Annotated in this window: 15 protein-coding genes; 2 read left to right on the forward strand and 13 right to left on the reverse strand. The window is 66.5% G+C overall.

Features of this window, described 5'->3' with window-relative positions; genetic code table 11:
- Window positions 1-7 precede the first annotated feature (7 nt).
- The 9 genes from PV773_RS14710 to PV773_RS14750 all read right to left on the reverse strand — a co-directional run bounded on the left by PV773_RS14710 (window position 8) and on the right by PV773_RS14750 (window position 10,816).
- On the reverse strand, window positions 8-1,012 hold the full coding sequence (locus PV773_RS14710) for an ornithine cyclodeaminase family protein (protein ID WP_347967216.1): 1,005 nt from the start codon (window positions 1,010-1,012) through the stop codon (window positions 8-10).
- A gap of 230 nt (window positions 1,013-1,242) precedes the next feature.
- Complete coding sequence (locus tag PV773_RS14715) at window positions 1,243-2,130, reverse strand: glycine betaine ABC transporter substrate-binding protein (RefSeq protein ID WP_347967070.1); 888 nt, start codon at window positions 2,128-2,130, stop codon at window positions 1,243-1,245.
- Between the two features lie 109 nt (window positions 2,131-2,239).
- The gene (gene hutH / locus PV773_RS14720) at window positions 2,240-3,754 is read right to left on the reverse strand and encodes a histidine ammonia-lyase (protein ID WP_347967217.1); all 1,515 of its coding nucleotides are present in this window, start codon (window positions 3,752-3,754) and stop codon (window positions 2,240-2,242) included.
- 95 nt (window positions 3,755-3,849) lie between these two features.
- Complete coding sequence (locus PV773_RS14725; protein ID WP_347967071.1) at window positions 3,850-4,701, reverse strand: MaoC/PaaZ C-terminal domain-containing protein; 852 nt, start codon at window positions 4,699-4,701, stop codon at window positions 3,850-3,852.
- On the reverse strand, window positions 4,698-5,504 hold the full coding sequence (locus PV773_RS14730; protein ID WP_347967072.1) for an SDR family oxidoreductase: 807 nt from the start codon (window positions 5,502-5,504) through the stop codon (window positions 4,698-4,700). Before PV773_RS14730 ends, PV773_RS14725 begins: the two co-directional genes overlap by 4 nt.
- Window positions 5,501-7,051: a CoA-transferase gene (locus PV773_RS14735; protein WP_347967073.1), complete on the reverse strand. Its 1,551-nt coding sequence runs from the start codon at window positions 7,049-7,051 to the stop codon at window positions 5,501-5,503. Before PV773_RS14735 ends, PV773_RS14730 begins: the two co-directional genes overlap by 4 nt.
- A gap of 389 nt (window positions 7,052-7,440) precedes the next feature.
- A complete protein-coding gene (locus PV773_RS14740; protein WP_347967074.1) occupies window positions 7,441-8,367 on the reverse strand; it encodes a LysR substrate-binding domain-containing protein in 927 nt (308 codons plus the stop codon).
- A gap of 65 nt (window positions 8,368-8,432) precedes the next feature.
- Window positions 8,433-9,461: a YeiH family protein gene (locus PV773_RS14745; RefSeq protein WP_347967075.1), complete on the reverse strand. Its 1,029-nt coding sequence runs from the start codon at window positions 9,459-9,461 to the stop codon at window positions 8,433-8,435.
- Between the two features lie 137 nt (window positions 9,462-9,598).
- A complete protein-coding gene (locus PV773_RS14750; RefSeq protein WP_347967076.1) occupies window positions 9,599-10,816 on the reverse strand; it encodes a LysR family transcriptional regulator in 1,218 nt (405 codons plus the stop codon).
- A 353-nt stretch (window positions 10,817-11,169) separates the two neighbouring features.
- Here PV773_RS14750 and PV773_RS14755 point away from each other — a divergent pair, with 353 nt between their 5' ends.
- Window positions 11,170-11,826 (forward strand): TerC family protein, encoded by a 657-nt coding sequence (locus PV773_RS14755; RefSeq protein ID WP_347967077.1) that lies wholly within the window; start codon window positions 11,170-11,172, stop codon window positions 11,824-11,826.
- A gap of 85 nt (window positions 11,827-11,911) precedes the next feature.
- Here PV773_RS14755 and PV773_RS14760 read toward each other — a convergent pair whose 3' ends face one another.
- From PV773_RS14760 to PV773_RS14775, 4 genes are all read right to left on the reverse strand, one after another.
- Entirely contained in the window at window positions 11,912-13,477 is a 1,566-nt protein-coding gene (locus PV773_RS14760) for an indolepyruvate oxidoreductase subunit beta family protein (RefSeq protein WP_347967078.1), read from the reverse strand.
- Window positions 13,474-15,627 carry an indolepyruvate ferredoxin oxidoreductase subunit alpha gene (locus PV773_RS14765; protein WP_347967079.1) on the reverse strand — a complete coding sequence of 718 codons (2,154 nt, stop codon included), beginning with the start codon at window positions 15,625-15,627 and terminating at the stop codon, window positions 13,474-13,476. Before PV773_RS14765 ends, PV773_RS14760 begins: the two co-directional genes overlap by 4 nt.
- Window positions 15,628-15,638: 11 nt before the next feature.
- A complete protein-coding gene (locus PV773_RS14770; protein WP_347967080.1) occupies window positions 15,639-16,124 on the reverse strand; it encodes a MarR family transcriptional regulator in 486 nt (161 codons plus the stop codon).
- Between the two features lie 170 nt (window positions 16,125-16,294).
- Window positions 16,295-17,089 carry a cyclase family protein gene (locus PV773_RS14775; protein WP_347967081.1) on the reverse strand — a complete coding sequence of 265 codons (795 nt, stop codon included), beginning with the start codon at window positions 17,087-17,089 and terminating at the stop codon, window positions 16,295-16,297.
- 440 nt (window positions 17,090-17,529) lie between these two features.
- Here PV773_RS14775 and PV773_RS14780 point away from each other — a divergent pair, with 440 nt between their 5' ends.
- On the forward strand, window positions 17,530-18,324 hold the full coding sequence (locus PV773_RS14780) for an ABC transporter substrate-binding protein (protein ID WP_347967082.1): 795 nt from the start codon (window positions 17,530-17,532) through the stop codon (window positions 18,322-18,324).
- Window positions 18,325-18,331 lie beyond the last annotated feature (7 nt).

Raw genomic sequence — 18,331 nt, forward strand, 5'->3', positions numbered from 1 at the left:
GATCGGGTCAGGCAAAACGGAGTTTCTGGCCGACATTCATGCGCTGCGCCTTGGCGACGATCGCGGCGCCCAGGGCCACGTCCGTGCTGCTCAACCCGCGATGCCAGAACAGGATCGTCTCGTCGTCACTCTCGCGGCCCGGCTTGGCGCCGCAGACGATCTCGCCCATCTCGGCGTGCAGAGTCTCCAGCGTCACCTTGCCCTCGTCGACATGGCGGCGCAGCGCGCCGAAGGGGCGTCCCGGCTGGCACTGGCCCCAGTCATCGACGACGACTTTGTCCATGATGTCGGTGAGATCGAACTCCAGCGCGCTCATCGTCCCGTAGGGAACCACGAAGGCGCCCTTCTTCACCCAGCTGGTCTTGAACAGCGGCGCGGGCTCGGGCAGGCGGCTGGCCTCGACCATGATGTCGGCACCCTTCAGGCAGTCTTCCCAGTTGTCGGTCACGATGATCTTCTTGCCGAGGTCCTTCGACAGGCGGGCAGCGAAGCTCTCGCGGCTCTCGGGGCGGCGCGAATGCACCCGGATCTCGTCGAAGTCGAACAGATGGTCGAGCAGGCGGATGTTCCAGTAGGAGGTGCCCCGGGCGCCGACATGGCCCAGGATCTTGCTGTCCTTGCGCGCCAGGTGCTTGGCGCCGAGCGCGGTGATCGCACCGGTGCGCATGTCGGTGATGGCCGTGGCGTCGATGATGGCCTTGGGCACGCCGGTGCGCGGATCGAACAGGTTCAGGACCGCGAGTTCCGAGGGCAGGCCGACCTTGTAGTTGTCGACGAAATCGCCGACCACCTTCACGCCGGCGAAGTCGAGCGGCTTGACGTAGCCCCTGAGCACGTTGAAATGCCCCTTGTCGGAGCTTTCCGGAACGAGATGAACCCTGGGCTCGATCACCGTCTCGCCGCGCCCCTGGGCGGCCAGCGCTTCCGACACCGCTTCGAGGATTTCGTCGTTGGTCAGTTGCAGCGCCTTGGTGTCCAGGGCGTTGATGTAGTCGATCCAGATTTCCTGCATGTCCTGTCTCTTCATTTCAGTTCGAATGGAACTTTGGGCTCCATGCCATCCCGGGCGAAGCCGGGAAGGCGGATCGGAATGCTGCCGTCATGCCGGGGCGCAGCCCAAGGGAGGGCCGTTGCCGGGCCGGTCGAGGACGACCCGACCCGGAGATCGCCCGGCTTTCGCTTGTCGGTGCGGCGCGCCATCTCCGGCCGGGGACCTGTCCCGGCCGGAAGAGTGACCATGGCCTAGTCGAGCAGGCCCTTGTCCTTCAGGAAGGACACGGCGACGTCGCGAGGCTCCTCGCGGTCGTTCTCGACGCGGGCGTTGAGGGCGCGCATGGTGGCGTTGTCGAGTTTCGGGCCGATGGCTTCGAGCAGTTCCGCGATCTTGGGATTGGCGTCGAGCGTCTGCTGGCGCACGACCGGGGCGACGTAATAGGGCGGGAACAGCCCCTTGTCGTCTTCCAGCGCAACCAGGTTCTGCTGCTCGATCTGCCAGTCGGTCGCCGAGCCGTTCGACGCATCGATGTCCTTCTGCTGAAGCGCATCGTAGCGCAGGCCGAGCTTGGCGAACTGCTTGAACTCCTTGAATTCCGCGCCATAGACCCGCTTGAGGCCGGGCAGGCCGTCCTTGCGGTCGGGGAATTCCGGCCCGCCGCCGAAGACCATCTCGCCGGAGACCTTGGCGAGATCGGAAAGGCTCTTGAGGTTGTTCTCCTGCGCCGTTTCGCCCCGCACCACGATGACGTAGCCGTTGTTGATGCCGGTGGGCTTCAGCCAGTTGAGCTTGAACTCCTTGGCATAGAAATCCTTGACCTGGTCATAGACCTTCTGCGCGTCGGTCGACGCCTCGCCCTTGACGACCGCCGACAGCGCGGTGCCGGTGTATTCCGGATAGAGATCGATCTGGCCGGTCGTCAGTGCCTGGTGAGCGATCAGGGTTCCGCCGAGGTTGATCTTGCGCTCCACCTCGAAGCCGGCGTTCTCCAGCAGGGCCGCATACATTTCGGCCAGGATGAACTGCTCGGTGAAGTTCTTGCTGCCGACCTTGATCGGTTCCGCCGCAGCCGGCTGAAGCGTCGCAGCGGCAATCGCGATGGTTGCGGCAATGGCTTTCGTGGTCCACGTTTTCATTATCATTTCCTCCATTGATAGTGATTGTCGGTTGAATGGCTGTCGGATCGGTTCGATGGCTTGGTTGGGTTCGGTCCTTCGTCGTTCGGCACGGGTTGGAAGTGCGGGATCAGCCTCTCGTCACCGGGGCGGAAAGCGCGATCGCGTCGGCAAGGCGCATGAAGTCCGGCCCTTGCGCCCGGTCCTCTCCGAGCGGCTCGACCAGGCTGCGGACAAAGCGGTAGGCGGCGCCCGACCCTGACCCCATCTGGTCCGGCAGGCCCCTGATATCCATCGCCTGGGCGGAGGCGATGAGTTCGATCGCCACCAGGTAGCGCAGCCGCTCGACGATCTCCGCGGTCTTGGCCAGCACCCGCGGCGCCATCGAAGCCTGGTCCTCCACCCCGTCGGCAACGGGTATGGGGGTGAGGGAGACCGGTGCGGCGAGGTGGCGGATTTCCGCCTCCAGGGCCGAAACCGTCTTCTGGACGGTGGCGAAGCCGGCGCGATTCTGGCCCATCGTGGTGAGGAAGCGGGGGAGGTCCGACATGCCGGGCGACATGATCTTCATCGTCCGGTAGGCCGTCGCGGCGGCGCAATGCGCCAGCGCCTGCCCCAGACGCTCCCAGGCGAGCACGAAGGCCGTCAGGTCGAAATTGGCATGCGACAGGATGAGCCCCTCCGAGGCCAGCACCACGGGATTGTCGCCCGAGCTGGACAGCTCGATCAGCGTTGCTTCCCGAGCCTCGGCGACCGCATGCGAAAACGCGCCCCACACCTGCGGTGCGCAGCGATAGCTCAGCGGGTCCTGCAGGCGCCGCGCGGCGCCCTCTTCGAGAAGCGAGCTTCCCGCCAGGATCTCGCGCAGCCGCGCCGCCACGGCACGCTGGCCGAAGGCGGGACGCGCCGCGAGCGCGCGGTCGTCGAAGGCGGTCGTGTTGGCACGGAAGGCTTCGAAGTTGAGCGCGACAGACAGCAGCGACCAGTCGAACAGGCGGTCGATGTCGTGGACGAGCAGGCAGGCCTGCGACACTGAGAGGCTATTGGCGACGACGAGCGCATGGCCGTCCTTCGGCCCGAGATCGAGCGGCTCCAGCCCGGCCCTTTTCAGCGCTTCCAGGGCAGGCATAACCTCGCCGCCGAACTCGGCCTCGCCGTAGCCGAGAAGCGCCCGCCCCATATGCGCGAGCGGCGCGAGGTCGGCGGCGCCGATCGAGCCGAGCGACGGAACCACCGGATGGAACCCGGCGTTCAGCGCAGCGGCCATCGACTTGACGATGCGCGGCGAGACGCCCGAGCCGCCCGCCGCCATGCCGGCGAGCCTGACTGCCATCATCGCCCTGACTGCTTCGCGCGGCAGCGCTGCCCCGACCCCGACGGCGCGCGCCTGCGGCACCCTGATCTGGAAGGTGACGAGGTCGTCGGCCGCGAGCCGCGTGTCCACACCGGCGCCGAGCCCGGTCGTCAGGCCATAGGCAGGCAGGTTGAGTTCCGCATAGCGGTCGACGACCGCGCGGGCCGCGACGACGCGCTGCTCGACTTCCGGCGAGATTTCGATGCGTGCATCGGCGCGCGCTATGGCGACGATGTCCTCGATCGTCGCCGGAGGGGTCTTCAACACCACGGTTGCGGGCGCGTTGGTCATGCTGTCATTGCTTTCTGCCGGACGCCGGTGCCGTCCGTCTTCGTTGGCTTGGGCGTCGAGGCGAAGCTTCTCGGCCGGATAGGGGAATTGCCTGGTCATGCGAGCCTCGCCACGCCGTTGTCGAGAACAGTCACGCCCCGCGCCGGGGCGGTGCACCGGAAGCGGATGTCCTGGCCGATGCGCCACATCTGGACTTCCAAAGTGTCCCCCGGAAACGCCGGTGCGCTGAAGCGGGCGGCAAGCCCGCCGAGCCCGGCAAGGCCCGACGTTGTCGCCATCCGCGAGATCGCGTAGCCGGCATGTCCGAAGGTGCACAGCCCGTGCAGGATGGGTCGGCGGAACCCGCCTTTTTCGGCCGCCGCCGGATCGACATGCAGGGGATTGAGATCGCCGTTCAGCCGGTAGAGCAGTGCCGCATCCTCGGCGAGGACCAGCTGGAGCGTGGCATCGGGCGACCCGTTCGGAACCGGCGGAAGCGGCTCGGGCGGCCTGCCTGCGGAGCCGCAGCCGCCGTCGCCACGGCAGGCGTTGGTCTGCACGATCGATGCCACCGGCTCGCCGGTCGCCTCGACCGAGACCACACGTTCGAATGCGGCGAACATGCCCTTGCCGACGCCGCGATCGACGACCGACAGGCTGCGCGAACGCGACACCAGCGGCGTATCGAGCGGCATCGGGCGATGCACGGTCAGGCGATGCTCCGCATGCACTACCCGGCTCCAGTCGACGCCCACCCGCTTCATCCACGGGCCCGAATGCGCCACGACATTGGCGAGCGTCGGCGCAGGCACGAGGTCCGCTTCGTAGAGATACCGCAAGTGCGACGGATCCAGCGGCTCCGTGCCGTATCCCACCGAAAGGGCATAGAGGATCGCATCCCTGGCCGCGACCGTCTGGCGGGTTTCGGGGATGGAGAAATCCAGGATCGAGGTGGCGGGAAGGCTCACGAACCGCCTCCCGTGCACGCCGCCTTCTTGCGCACGCCGCCGCCCAGCCGCACTCCGCCATCGACCGAAAGCAGTTCGCCGGTGATGAAGTCGGCGCCCTCGACCAGCCAGACCACCGCGCCGGCGACATCTTCCGGCGTGGCGACACGGCCCAGCGGCGCTGTGTCGGAAAACCGCTGTGCGAGCGCCGCATAGGCATCGGTGCCGAGCGTCTGGCGCATCCAGCGCGTGTCGATCACACCCGGGCAAACCGCGTTGACCCGGATGTCCGGTCCGCAGGTGCGCGCCAGCGCCATGGTCAGGGCGTTGAGCGCTCCCTTCGACGCCGTATAGGCGAGCGAACTGCCGCCGCCGGTGAAGGCCACGTTGGAGGAAACGTTGACGATGGCGCCGCCGCCGTTTGTTCGCATCGCCGGAATCGCCGCCCTGCACATCTGGTAGGCGCCGATGACGTTGACCGAGAACACGTCCTGGAAATCGCGCGCCGACAGGGTCTCCAGATCGAACGGATCCGACTTCACCGTCATGGCGGCGTTGTTGACCAGCGCGTCGAGGCGGCCCCAGCGATCGACGACCGCGCCGACCATCGCCCGGCAGGCGCCGTCGTCGGCGACGTCGCCCTGGACCACGATGACCTCGACGCCCAGCGCCCGGCAGGCATCGGCGGTCTCGTCGGCTTCCGCCTTGCTGCGATTGTAGTTGACCGCGACGCGCGCGCCCCGTTCGGCGAACTGCCGGACGCAGGCCGCGCCGACGCCGGTGGCCGAACCCGTGACGATGACCGCTGCCTCGCGAATGTTCATGCGGCGAAATCCTTCATTGCACCCGGCGCATAGAGGCGGGCATCCATGGTGACGAGGTGATCGGCGATCGCGACGCCTTCCGGCAGCCGTTCGATGACGTGCTTGCGGACGTCGATGCCGGGCGCGACTTCGGTGAGCGTGAGCCGGCCGCCCAGCACCCTGAACACGGCCCGTTCCGTCACCACGATCTGGTCCTGCCCGGCAGGCGCGAAGGCCGGATCGGAGCTGACCTGCGCCACCCGGGCGACGATCTTGCACAGCCGCCCGTCGCTGGCGATGTCGAGCCTGCCGTGGCGTATGTCGATTGCCGCGCCACCGGTCGAGAACGACCCGACATAGACGATCCGGCGCGCGGTCTGGGAGATGTTGGTGAAGCCGCCGACGCCGACGATCGACCTGCCGAAGCGGCTGACATTGACCGCGCCGCGCACGTCCACCTCGGCCATCCCGAGGAAGGCGATGTCGAGGCCGCCGCCGTCGTAGAAGTCGAACTGCGATGCCTGCGGGATGATCGACGAAGGGTTGATCGCCGCGCCGAATGACAGCTCCTCGGCGGGAACGCCCCCGATGACGCCGGATTCGATCGTCACCGTATAGCCGTCGAGGCTCTCTTCGCTGGCGATGCGGCCGATGCCGGCCGGGATGCCGATGCCGAGATTGATGACCGGGCGGTCGAGCCCGAGGAGTTCCTGGAACGCGCGGCGCTGGATGACCTTGTCGACCGACAGCGGCAGCGGTTCGAGGCTGCCTGAGGCGGCTTGCAGCCGGCCGGTGTAGGACGCATTGTCGGCCTCCCCGAAGCTGATCCCGTGCTGGGCGGGATCCTGGCAGACGACCACATAGTCGACCAGGGCGCCGGGAATGCGCACGTCGCCGGGCGCCAGCGACCCGCGCCGCGCAAGTTGCTTGACCTGTACGATGACGATGCCGCCGGAGTTGCGCCCCGCCTGCGCCATCGCCAGCACATCGAGCGGAAAGGCTTCGTCCTCGAGCGTGATGTTGCCGTCCTCGTCGGCCGTCGTGCCCCGCAGCAGCACGCAATCGAGCGGCATGGTCGGATAGAGCAGCCAGTCGCGGCCGCGCAGCGAGACGCGCTCGACGATCGCTTCGGCGGTCGAGGCGTTCATCCGCCCGCCGCCGTTGACCGGGTCCATGAACGAGCCGAGGCCGATATGGGTGATGACGCCCGGCTGGCCCGCGGCAATCGCCCGATACAGCTGGGCGATGACACCCTGGGGCCAGCAATAGGCTTCGATCTTCTCCTCGAGGGCGAGGTTGCCGAGCCGCGGCGTGCCGCGCCAGCCGCCGGCGATGACGCGCTTCACCAGCCCTTCATGACCGAAATGGCCCATGCCGCGGGTCTTGCGGTCGCCGGTGCTGGCGGCAAAAAGCAGGGTCAGGTCGCGAGGTCCGGCTTCGGCGAGGAACCTGTCCTCGACCGCGGCGGTAATCGCTTCGGGATGGCAGCATCCTCCGAACCCGGAGACAGCAACGGTCATCCCGTCGCGCAGCCGATCGGCTGCCTCACGGGCAGTTATGATACGCATCGGTTCCCCTGGAATTCTTCTAATATGTATAGACAAGCACAGGTTCCGACCCTTGAGAAGTCCCTATGACCTAAGGTCGATGTGTATATGTTTTGGGATATCCCAAAATCCGCGATTCGGCGTAGAATACCTATCCTCCCGATCTGCGCCTTTTCTGCTTACGAAGCAAAATCAATAACTTAATCGACGGCATCGAGTTGCGCACCTTCAGCCTGCGTTGCAATCGGATGTCTTGCTTCGAATGCCTTATGCGGCTCGCATGGGCGCTTTACAGTGCGGCAGGAAGCCACCGACCTTCGCGATGAGACCGGGCTCAATCCGGTGTCACAGACGCCTCGTCTTCCGACATCGGGAGGCCTCTCGCATCTGTACTGCGCAAAGCAACCTTGTCAGCGCCGGGGCATCGCTTCGGTGCCGGTGGCCGGCTTCGTCGCCCCGTCGGCAACGATCAGTTCGCGAAACGCTTCGCTCGCCCGCGTACGATGTCTTTCACGATGGCGGATGAGGCTAAAGGCGCGCGACGGCAGCTCGAGCGGCATGATGACCAGCCTTCCGGCGCTCACGCCCGCCTGCGCCACGGTCTCGGAGACTGCCGTAGCGAACTGCCCGGCCTCGACCGCCGCGCAGATCGCTTCGTTGGACGGCAGCTCGATGGCGATGCGCAGGTCGTCGGGGCTCGGCCCGCAGCCCCGCAATGCCCCCTCGAAGCTGGACCGCGTGCCGGACCCCGGTTCGCGCAGCACCCACTCGGTCTGGCTCAGATCCTGGGGCAGGACCGGCGGTCGCTTCGTCCAGGGATGTTCGCGCCCGACGACGATGACGAGGCGATCGGTCGCGATCAGTTCGACCGACACCGACGGCTCGTCGATGGTGCCTTCGATGAAGCCGAGATCGGCCGCGCCCGCCATCACCGCCCTGGTGCATTGCGCCGTGTTGCCGACCTCCAGCCTCAGGTCGATCTGCGGATAGCGGGCGTAGAAGCGGACGAGCAGGCGGGGCAGCCAGTAGCTGGCGATCGTCTGGCTGGCGAACACGGTGAGCGTGCCGCGCCTGATGCCGCTGAGGTCCGCCATCGCCGTCTCGGCGGCCCGCACCCGGGCGAGAATGACCTTTGCCTCCTCGGCAAGTGCCTTGCCCGCCTCGGTCAGTTCGATCCGGCGGCCGACCCGATGGAACAGCTTGACGTCGTGCCGGGTCTCCAGCGCATTGATCGCCCCGCTCACCGTCGACTGCGTCAGGTTCAGCGCTTCCGCCGCGCGCGTCACATGTTCCCGTTCCGCCACCGCGAGGAATATCCGAAGCTGGTCAAGCGTCACGTCGCGCCTCTTTGCCTATCCATTCGCCTGCCGTTTCATCGCCCGGCTTCGACGAGCCGCCTCGATCACGGCGCCATGTTGACGAGCAGCAGGCCTACGACGGCAATGAACAAAGAGGCAATGGCCGAGAGAAGCAAGGGCCGGAAACCGCGTTGTCTGAGCTTGGTGAAGTTCGTGCCCAGCCCGAGCGCGCCCATGGCGGCCGTCAGCAGCACGGGCGTGGCCGACACGATCGGCGCCCGGACCTGCTCGGGCACCAGGCCGGAACTGTTGAGCAGCGCGAGCAGCAGGAAGCCGATGATGAAGAACGGCACCATCTGCACCGCAGCCTGGCGGCTCGAGCGTTCGCTTGCGGGCCGCGCCACGAAAACGGCGAGGCCGATGACCAGCGGCGCCAGCATCATCACGCGTGCGAGCTTTGCCACGACGGCGGTCTGACCGGCCACCTCGCCGCCCTGGAACCCGGCCCCCACCACCTGCGCGACCTCGTGAACCGAAAGGCCGATCCACAGGCCGTAGGACTGCGGGCCGAGGTCGAGGATGGCCTGCATGAAAGGATAGAGGAACATCGCGATCGTGCCGAACAACGTGATGCACGCGACCGCATAGGATACGTCCGCGTCGTCGGCCCGGGTGACCGCGTTGGCGCCTGCGATGGCGGAGGCGCCGCAGACCGAGGTGCCGGCCGCGAGCAGCAGGCCGAGCCTGCGATCGACACCCAGCATCCGGCCTGCCCAGATGGTGAAGAAGAAGGTCAACAGCAGGGCCGCAGCGGCATAGGCCAGCCCCCGCATCCCGATCCCAGCCAGTTGCCCGAATGTCAGTTGCAGGCCGAGCAGGGCGACCGCCAGGCGCAGCAGGCGCTTGCCCGCAATCGCAATTCCGGCATTTGCGGCGCTCGAAAAGCCCACCGTGTTGGCAAACAGCATGCCCACGAAGATGGCCGAGATCATCGGGCTGAGGGCCGAGAAGAACGGCAGTTGCCGCAGCCCATAGGCGGAGGCCGTGATGACGGCGACGAGCACGAGACCCGGAGCGTGGCTCGCGACCGCGCTCGTCTTGGGCGGGGCAATGACAACGGAGGAATGGGTCACGTTCGCTGCATCCGGATGTGATTTCATTTCGACGCAGCATTAGGAAAAATATTCGCAAACCTCCAATTGGATTGGAAGATCGTTCTAATCGTCATTTCCGAATGATTCGGCCGACAGAACCCCTATTGCAGGGGAGTCTACTGGCCAGGGCCGACCGGCCGATGCTGTTTCGCCGCTTCGCCGTAGCCCAGCCCCGCGAGCACCTTCAGAACCGCGCGGGCGGTCTGGCGGCTGCTTTCGTTCTTGCCGCAGACCAGCCAGTACGGCAGTGCAAGCCCGGACGGCAGCGGGATCTGGCGCAGGTCGCCGCGGATTCTGACGACCGAATCCGACGGCAGGACCGAAACGGCCCCGTGTCGGAGGACGAGGTTGAGGATGACGGGCATCGAATCGACCTCGATCACCCTCAGCTGGTCCAGTTCGGCGTCGGTGAGGATTTCGGCGAGCAGCCGATTGATGATCTGGCGCAGCCCGCTCCTCGGGCTCGGAACGGCGATGGGCGACCCCATGACGACCCTGGCCAGGTCATCCCTGCCCGCGGCCGGTCCGATGACATTCGATTGACCGACGAGCGACAACGGCGATCTGGCGATCAGGTAGCCGTCGAAATCCGTCGGGACGGTGACGCTGTTCAGGAACACCGCATCGTAGGTGCCGCTCTTCAGCCCGGCGATGAGCCCTTCGGTCGTCGTGCTGGCGACCAGGAGGGGCTGGCGGGGCTTGTCGTTCATCCATGCCGAGACAAGCGAGGCAAGCAGGGTGGCTACAAAGCTGTCATGGCCCATCGGAATGATCGAGCCGAGCCGGATGGTCGCGGCGCTGCGGCGCGAACGTCCGGCCGCGGCATGCGCGAGTTCGTTCCATACCGCTTCGATCGCGCGGGCCGACCTGGCCAGCCGCTTTCCCGCCTCGGTCATCGTCGAGCCGCCGACATGGCGATTGAGCAGGCGGCAGCCGAGCGTGGATTCCACATGCGCGATCTGGCGGGCGAGCTGGGGCTGGCCCAGTCCGAGAGACTTGGCCGCCCGGCGAATGCTGCCGGCTTCCGCGACATGGGCAAAACGGGCCAGCGCGCCGAGGCTCAGCGACACGTCGGGCCGGCTGCGGCTGCCGATGGCCATGATCTCCTCGACATGTTCGGCGAGCTGCTTGATTGACGGTGACAGCCTTTCCGCTTCGAGGGTGAGCACGACGCTCGTGCCCGCCTTTTGCACGAGCGGCACGGAGATCTGGTTTTCCAGTCGGTCGATCGCCGCGGCTATGCTCGAAACCGGCTTCCCCATGACCCGTGCGGTGCCGCGAATGCTGCGTTCGCTCATCACCTTGTGGGCAATCAGAAGCGTTGCCGTATCCATGTCCTGACCTACCGCTTTCCGTGCTTGCGAGCGTGTCTGTGGGCGCAGCGGGCCGACCGCCGCTTTGGACTCTTGCAATAGCGGATGCCGGAAATCCAGCTTCGATCGGCGACCCGTGCCTGGATGGAGCGCAATTTCGGCTTGAGTTTCTCGCTCCCCTCAACTAGGTAGCAGCCACCAGGCCGGGCCCCTCTGGCAGTCGTTCACGGCTGCGATGTCGGACTGGAGTTGCAATCCGGTGGCCTGGCTTTGACGTCTCTCGATCTTCAGCAGCACTCTGGCATGCGCGCCTCCCGGCGCATCTGAGCAGGTCTGCGAGCCACGCCGCCCCAGCTGAACGCAAAGGGTGCCGTATGACAGAATTCTTCACTCCCGAAGCTTTGACCGCTCTCTTCCAGGTCATCATGATCGACCTGGTCCTGGCCGGCGACAATGCCATCGTTATCGGTCTCGCCGCCGCGGGCCTTCCCAAGGACCAACGCGCAAAGGCGATCCTCATCGGGATCATCGCCGCCACCGTGCTGCGCATCGGCTTCGCCGCCGCGACCACGCAGCTCTTGCAGATCGTCGGACTGCTGCTTGCCGGCGGCGTGCTGCTGCTCTGGGTCTGCTGGAAGATGTGGCGCGAACTCCGGCACAATCACGCCGCGGAGACCCAGGCGGTCGAGGCGCTCAATGAAGAGGACCTCGATCGTGACGGCAAGGTCGCGGGCACTGCCCCGCGCAAGACCTTTGCCCAGGCGGCCTGGCAGATCGTCATCGCCGACGTCTCCATGTCGCTCGACAACGTGCTCGCGGTTGCCGGTGCCGCGCGCGACCACCCCAACGTCCTGATCTTCGGCCTGGTCCTGTCGATCGCGTTGATGGGCATCGCCGCGAGCTTCATTGCCAATCTTCTGCAGAAGTACCGGTGGATCGCCTATGTCGGCCTTCTGATCATCCTCTACGTGGCCGGTGAGATGATCTATCGCGGCTCACTCGAGATCATGCCCTACATGACGGGCGCCTGACAAAAGCCAGGCGGGCCGGATTTTTCCGGCCCGCTTTTCATTCCGAAGCTTCTCCCTTGCTTCGGGAGAAGCCACCGAATCTCGGTCAGGCGGCCTTGCCGTTCGGCGTCTCGGCGAAGGAGCGCACCGTCATGATCGCGCCGTCGAGCGCGGCACCCTCGGCGTCCTTCAGCGCCGCCTCGCGCAGCCTCGCGATCCACGCCGCGGCATCGTCGCGCCCGCGCAGCATCCGGAGGCAGCCCAGCACCCGGTCGAACTTCGATTGCCCCCGGACGTGGGTGTCCGCATAGCCCTTGATCAGGCGCCGGCATTTCAGCACCTCGACACCGAGTTCGTAGTCGGCCATGGCCTCGCTCAACGCCAGGTCCAGCCACGCCTGCAGATGCGCCGTCTCCACCCTATGGCGGAGCAGCGCGCGGCGCCAGCGCCGCATTCCCCCGACCAGCCACAGCATGCCGAAGCCGAGCATGCCGTCGGTCCTGATCCTTCGGCCGCGGTCGACGAAGCGGTTGAGCCCCTTCATGAGACCGGGGCGGGCCTCGATCGCCGCACCGAGCCTTGCCGGCAAAGTACCGCAGATCTCCTCCATGCGTGGATGGAAATATTCGGTCGTCATCAGCGTCTGGTCCTCGCCGAGATGCACCTCGCGGCGCACCCGTTCGGCCCGCGACGACCGCGTCTTGAGATCGGCGACACGGATGATGTCGTCATAGACCATGGCGTTGGCGACATACTTCGCCGCCTCGCGCGTCAATGCATAGCTTTGCGCGGAGGAATCGACCTTCGCCACCGCTTCGAGCCGATCGAGATATTCGGCGCCGTAGGCCGGATCGAGGAAGTCGACGACCTTGCGCAGGCCATGGCCCGCCATCTCGCGGACAGGCTCTGGAAGCTGGTCCAGGCGGTGCTCGAGCGCCGCCCACTTGTCGCGCAGTCCGGCGGGGCCCGCTACCGCCGGCGCGGCCCGCGATGTCCGCTCGGCTTCCGGCGGCGGACCGGCCAGCGTTCGGTCATAGGCAAGGGCGAAGGCAGCCAGGCTCGCCTTGGCGCCGCGCCCACCGCTGCTGATCGTCGCCTCGAACGCCTCGCGCGGAAACGGCAGCTCGCCCGAGCCGGCCAGCGCGCCGAACAGGCTTGCCGAGATCACGCTGCCGGCCTGCCGCGCCATACTCTCCATGTCGAAATGGATGAAGCGGCGGGCCGCTTCCTCCGCCCGCTTCAGCACAATCTCGCTGTCGGCGCGGCCGTCGCCGGGAACGATCTTCTCGGACACGGCGAGCATGCGGTGGCTGGAGGCGATGAGCGTGGTCCTGTCCTGCGTGACGAAGCCGCGCAGCACCGCCCGCCCTGCTTCGGCGAGCTCCGCCGAAATGAGGATGTCGACGTCGCCCGGCGCCGGGCTCAGCGCCAGCACCGGACTGGCTTCGGGCCGGGCCGGATCCTTCCGCATCATCTCGACATAGTAGATGGTGGCGCCGGTGCGCTGCGCGACGCCGGCGACGGAGGTGGACTGGACATGCCAGCCGCAGCGCTGGGCAAGATCGGTGATCCAGTTGGTCAGCACGCCGCCGCCCTGGCCACCGACGGCGAGGACCGCGAGCTTGATGATGGCGCGCGTCGTGTCCGCGCCCCCGGCGAGCCCGAGCCTCATGCGGATACTCCTTCGAACACCAGCCGGCCGCGCTCGCGCCATGCCTGCAACGCCGTGATGACGCGCCGGCGCAGGCCGAACGCGAACCGGTCCCAGGCCGTGGGATTGGAGACGACGTCGGCCTGGTAGAAGGACGGGCACAGCACGGCGGCATCCGCCACCTCCCCGCAATTGCCGCACCCGACGCAGTTTTCGTCGATCGCCGCCACCGGATCGTCGCGCAGCGGATCGTCGAGCTGCTTGACCGAAAGCGACGGACAGCCGGAAAGGCGCATGCAGGCATGGTCGCCGGTGCAGACATCCTCGTCCACGCCGAACTTGGTCTTGGTCACGCGCTTGCCGTCGGCGATCGCCTGCTTGCGCAGCGGGCCTTCGCGCCTCTGCCGGTTCAGCATGCATTCCGACGAGGCGACGATCACCTTGGGTCCGCTCTCCTCGGTGGTAAGCGCGTCCTTCAGGGTGCTGCGCATCAAGTCGACATCGTAGGTGCGATCGACATGGCGCACCCATTTGACCCCCATGCCCCTGAGCGCGTCGGTGATCGGGTGTTTTGTCGACTTGGTCCTGTTGCTCGCCCGCGACGACAGGATGTCCTGCCCGCCGGTGGCGGCCGAATAGTAGTTGTCGACCACGACGATGACGCCGTCGTTCTTGTTGAACACCGCATTGCCGATCGACGACGTCAGGCCGTTGTGCCAGAAGCCGCCGTCGCCGACGAAGGAGATCGAGCGGCGCTTGGCGTCGGGCGCGTTGAAGGCGGAGGCCGAGGCCGGCCCCAGCCCGTAGCCCATGGTGGTGGCGCCGAGTTCGAACGGCGGCATGATCGAGAACAGGTGGCAGCCGATGTCGGAGGCGATGTGGTGCTTGCCGAGCTCCTGCTCGGCGAGCTTGGTCGCCGCGAAGATCGGCCGTTCCGGGCAGCCGACGCAGAAGCCCGGCGGGCGCGTCGGCACGGTCTTCGCGAGATCCTCGAACATCGGCGGAGCCGGCATGTTGGGCGCCCTCACCTCGGGCGCGAGCAAATCCGCGGCATGCTTGCGCAGGAACGCGCCGATGCCCGCGAGCATCACATCGCCAGCATATTCGCCAGCCATGGGCAGGATGCCCTTGCCCTCCAGCCTGACGGTCGCGCCGGCCTTGTAGAGCATGGCGCCCAGCGCCTGCTCGATGTAGTCCGGCTGGCCCTCCTCGATGACGAGCACGGCCTCCTTGTCGGCGCAGAACGCCACGAGATCGTCGGCGACCAGCGGGTAGGTGACGTTCAGCACGTGCAGCGGAACTTCCGTCTCGCCATAGGCGTCGGCGAGCCCCAGCCGCTGCAGCGCCCGGATGACCCCGTTGTACATGCCGCCCTGCATGATCAGGCCGACCTTGCCGTTGCCGCCGAAGGTCTCGTTCAGCCGGTGGCGCTTGATGTAGTCGATCGCGGCGGGCAGGCGCTTGGTGATCTTTTCCTTCTCATGCAGGAAGGACGCCGGCGGCAGCACGATGCGCCGGGTGTCGCGGCGCGGGTTCTCCAGCGCCTCGGCGACGGTCATCGCCGGACGCACGTTGTCCTTGGTCACGAAGGAGCCGTTGACGTGGCAGCAGCGGATGCGCACCTGCAGCATCACCGGCGTGTTGGAGGCCTCGGACAGCTCGAAGCCGTGCTCGACCGCCGCGACGATCGACGGCAGGTTCGGCCGCGGATCGAGCAGCCAGACCTGGCTCTTCATGGCGAAGGCATGGCTGCGCTCCTGCATGATGGAGGAGCCTTCGCCATAGTCCTCGCCGACGATGATCAGCGCGCCGCCGGTCACCCCGCCGGAGGCGAGGTTGGCCAACGCGTCGGACGCGACGTTGGTGCCCACCGTCGACTTGAATGTCGCGGCACCCCGGATCGGATAGTGGACGGATGCCGCCAGCATCGCCGTGGCCGTCGCCTCGGACGCGCTCGCCTCGAAATGCACGCCGAGTTCGCCGAGGATTTCCTGCGCGTCGGCCAGCACGTCCATCAGATGGCTGATCGGGGCGCCCTGGTAGCCGCCGACATAGCCGACGCCGCATTGCAGCAGCGCCTTGGTGATGGCGAGGATGCCCTCGCCGGTGAACACCTCGCCATCGCCCAGCTTGAGCTTCTCGACCTCCTTTGCAAACGATCGTTCAGCCATGGGCGAGCTCCTCAGAAATCATGCTTCTTGATGTTGTTGAGCACCTTCTGCAGGGTCGCGACGAAGGCGGCGTGCTCGGCCGCGTCGATACCGGCGAACATCCGGTTGTAGCTCTGGCGCATGGTCGGCCACAGGCTCTCGAAGGCGGCGCGCCCGGCCTCGGTGATCGAGACGCGGATGGCGCGGCTGTCCTCCTGGTCGGGCGTGCGCCGCACCATGCCGTCGGCCTCGAGCGCGTCGAGCGCGCGGCTGAGCGTCGACTGCTCGACCACCGCATAGACCGCGAGACGGCCGACGAGCAGCCCGTCGACGACCGAAAGCACCGCCAGCGTGCGCATCTTCGGCGTCGTCAGCCCGAGTTTCGCCAGGTCCTCCCGCAGCGAGGCGTTGTAGCGTCCCATGATGCGGTTCATCAGATAGGGCGCAAACTGCTGGAGGCCGATCTCGCCAAGGCGGGGGCCTTCGTCGTTTTCGCTCGAAATGATGTGCTCGTTCATCGGGTCTTCCTTCGCAGCCGGCTTCCCTGCGGCGGGCCTTCGCCGCGGATCTGCGATACAGAGCACGACCGCCGGTCATCGCCAACGGTCGGCCTGATCAATCCCACCGACCCTGCAATTTTCAGCCCGAGACGGGCGGCGCCCGCCGCCTCGAACCGAGCCGGCCTCGCCTAGCCTCTGGGCACCAGCGCCAGCGCGCGTACCGGGCTGCCCGTGCCGCGCACGATCTTCAGCGGCGCGGCGACGAGGATCGCCCCCTTCGGCGGCAGCTTGTCGAGGTTGCACAGGCTCGCCAGCCCATAGCGATTGGCCTTGTGCATGAGGTTGTGCGCCGGAAACGGCGGCTGCATCCCGCCGGCCGCACCCGCATCGGTGCCGATGCACTGGGTGCCCCAGCCGATGGCGCCGCGCTCGATGATGTATTCGATGCAGTCGACGGTCGGTCCGGGCGAATGCGGCCCCTGCGCATCGACATTGAGGAAGGCCGCTTCCGAATCGTTGCGCTTGTCCCAGTCGGTGCGCATCAGCACCCACTCGCCCTTGCCGATCGCGCCATGCTCGGCCTCCCAGGCGCGAACGCCGTCGGCGCTGAGCAGGAAATCGTTGTCGGCGGCCGACTGGGCCGAGCAGTCGATGACGTTGACCCGGGCAACATAGTTGCGCACCGGGATCGTGTCGGTGAAGCCGTCGGAATAGTCCTTGCCGGTGATCCAGTGGTGCGGCGCATCGAAATGCGTGCCCGAATGCTCGCCGAGCTTCAGCCAGTTCCATGCCCAGAACGGCCCCTTGTCGTCATATTCGGAGATCGTGTGGACTTCGATCCTGGGTGTATCCACCGCAAGCTCCGGCGGCAGCTTGATCAGGGGCGTGTCCGGCCCGAGCGGCGCCGTCAGATCGACGACCTCGACCCGCCCGCTCAGAAGCAGTTCCCCGAGATTGTCGAGAGTGGCTGCGGCTGCAGTCATTTCCAGTCCTCCGTTTGATGGCGCCTGGCATTGGCCCGGATCCACCATCCGGGCCGGCCACGCCGCTCTTCCCGAACAAGAGACTAGACGGATTTAATTGCATATGCAAATATCATTTCCGAGGACAAGCAAAAACATGACCCGGGCCTGCCACCGAAGCGAGGATGTGGCGCGCCTGTTTCCATGACTGGCGAAGCAGCCGGCGGGAAACCCTGCAGCTTGGGAACATGGATGGGAGGGGTACCAAGGCCGAACGGGATCGATGCGACTAGGTCGGCGCATGTCGGGAAACACCGGCATGTCAGCCCGCTCTCCGCTCGGCCAAATTTACTTGCAAATGCATATTAATGATCCTGAAGCTGCAGCGCCTCGGCGACCATGAAAACCCGCCTCGACATCCGCCGAAACGGAACGAAGGGGCACAACCGGAGGAGTATGAAATGAAGCTTTCCAGCGCAGTCGCTGGGTTTGCGATGGCTCTCGCGATGGCGATCGCGGCGCCCGTCGGCGCCCAGGAGAAGATCGTCGTCGGCGCCTATCCCGCCAATCCGCCATGGGAATACAAGTCCGAAACCGGCACGTTCGAGGGCTATGAGATCGACGTCGCCACTGAGGTCGCCAAGCGCCTCAACCGGCCGGTCGAGTTCCAGGACATGGGCTTCCAGGCGCTGTTCGCCGCCACCAGTTCCGGCCGCATCGACTTTGCGATCTCCTCGATCTCGGTCACCAACGAGCGCCTGAAGAACCAGTCCTTCACCCAGCCCTACTACGACAGCGACGGCACCGTCGTCGGCCGCGAGGGCACGTCCATTGCGTCGCTCGAGGACCTCGAGGGCAAGGTGATCGGCGTGGTCGCCGGAACCACCGGCGAAGCCTGGGCCAAGGAAAACAAGGACAAGCTCGGCATCGCCGACATCACCAGCTACAACGCCCAGCAGGACCTGCTGCTCGACGTCCAGAACGGCCGCATCGACGGCGGCGCGGGTGAACTCGCCGGCTTCCAGTACGCCATGACCAAGACGCCGGGCCTGAAGGTGCTGGTCCGCATCCCGACCGGCGAGCGCTTCGCCATGATGTCGCGCAAGGACCATCCCGCCGTCGGCGAAGCCAACGACGCGATCTCGGCGATGAAGAAGGACGGCACGCTGGCCGCCATCCACAAGAAGTGGTTCGGCGTCGATCCCGACCAGGGCACCAGCACGGTGACCGACCTGCCGCTGCCCAAGGCGGAATGACCGCCCC

The sequence above is a fragment of the Mesorhizobium sp. CC13 genome, from assembly GCF_039907765.1.
Classification (GTDB): Bacteria; Pseudomonadota; Alphaproteobacteria; order Rhizobiales; family Rhizobiaceae; genus Aminobacter.